The organism is Streptomyces altiplanensis (assembly GCF_053591575.1).
In genome coordinates this window covers 1-1,830 of the sequence record NZ_JBSFUB010000220.1, presented here as the reverse complement: position 1 = coordinate 1,830, position 1,830 = coordinate 1, and the positions used below count along the sequence as shown (strand labels likewise).

General features: G+C 68.5%; 2 pseudogenes. Both read left to right on the top strand.

What is annotated here, in order from left to right:
* A pseudogene (locus ACWD0Y_RS36590) lies at positions 1–312 on the top strand (collagen-like protein); the annotation flags it as partial.
* Between the two features lie 440 nt (positions 313–752).
* A pseudogene (locus ACWD0Y_RS36585) lies at positions 753–1,663 on the top strand (IS3 family transposase); the annotation flags it as partial.
* Positions 1,664–1,830: the final 167 nt, after the last annotated feature.

The window sequence follows — 1,830 nt, the reverse complement described above, 5'->3', positions numbered from 1 at the left end:
GGCGCCGGTGGCGCCAACGGTGACGGCGGCCGCGGCGGCTTCGGCGGTGACGCCACGCTCGGCGGCACCGGCGGCAAGGGCGGCGTGGGTGGCGCCGGCAATGCCGGTGCCGGTATCGCCGGCGGCAAGGGCGGCAACGGCGGCGCCTCCAAGGCCGGGGGCGGCCACACGGGCGGCACGGGCGGCGCCGGCGGCGCGGCCAGTCCGGTGTGCCCCGGCAAGCCCGGCGGCAACGGCACCGCCGCCACGATGTTCGCGAACGGCACCACCGGCACCACCGGCGCTGCCGGCAAGACCACTCTGCCCTGCTGAGCACCCCTGGTGAACGGGCCGCCACGGCACGACAGGGAACGCCGGTTTGCGGACAACACGCCCCGTGGCTGTTGATCGCTGAGGAACAGTCGGTGGAGTGCAAGACCCGGGCCAGTGCCCGGCTGAGGATTCTCAGCCGGGCACTGGCCCGTTCCAACAATCGCTCTCCACGGCCGTCACGCCCAGTCCATGCCCCAGGTGACGACCACGGGCACCTCATGCGTTGAGCGAGAGAGTGACTGCGGCCGGGAAAGAGACAGTTACGCGGCCGCGTGGTCGTCGGGGGTTTCGTGGGCGTGCTTGAGTGCCATCCGTGCCTCCACCACCTTGTCCTTGTCCACCGTGTCCCAGAAGGGGTGCGTGGCGACGACTGAGGTGACTCCCGTGGTGTGGACACACCTGGCAATGGATCTCGATGGTCCAGGAAGATGTAGATCCATATGGCACGGCCCTCGAAGTACAGTCCAGAGTTCCGGTCCGACGCGATCGCGTTGTGGCGGGCCTCGGCCGGCAGGCGGACGTTCAGGGACGTCGCGGCCGATCTGAACGTCAACCCCGAAACTCTGAGGACCTGGGTGCGTGACGCCGACGGCCGTCCGGCCGCGTCCGGTGTGCCGGGAGATGCCATGGACGAGCTGGTCCGGCTGCGCGCGGAGAACGCCCGGCTGGCCAAGGCGGAGAAGGAATGGCAACTCGAGCGGGAGATCCTGCGGCGGGCGGCGGCCTATTTCGCCCGGGAGATGAAGTGAAGACCGCCGCTTGGGACTTCATCTCCGCCCACGCCGAGACGTTCGGTATCAAGCGGATATGCCAGGTCCTGGAAGTCTCCCGCTCCGGCTACTACCGGTGGATCGCCGACGCGGAAGCTCGGGCCACCCGCCAAGCCGAGGAGGAGGCCCTGGTCGACGAGATCCGAGAGATCCACGCCGAACACCGCGGGAACTACGGCGCGCTTCGCGTCCATGCCGAACTACGCGGCTTCGGCCACACGGTGAACCGCAAGCGGGTCGCCCGGCTGATGCGCAAAAACGGCATCGTCGGCCGTCACCTGCGCAAGAAGAAGCGCACCACCATCGCGGACCGTCTCGCCCCGCTGGTGCCGGACCTGGTCCAGCGGGACTTCACCGCTGACGCCCTGGACGAGAAGTGGTGCGGCGACATCACATACGTGCAGGTCGGATCCGCATGGCTCTACCTCGCCTGCGTCATTGATATCCGCTCGCGCCGGGTGCTCGGCTACTCGATGGCCCCGCACATGCGGGCCAGCCTCGTCATCGACGCGCTCCAGGCCGCGGCGGCCCGCGGCGGCGACGTCACCGGGGTGATTTTCCACGCGGACCGCGGATCGCAAGGCGGATTCAATCGGTCGTCGCAACACCTCATGATCAGCGAGGTGTGGGATGGTTCGTCGTCAGCAGGCAGCCGATCGGGCGATACGGCTAAAGTTGAGGTCTCCTGGGCATCCGAAATTCCAGCGTCATATCGAAGCAGCGTTCTGGGGGGGGGGAAATCGCCAAA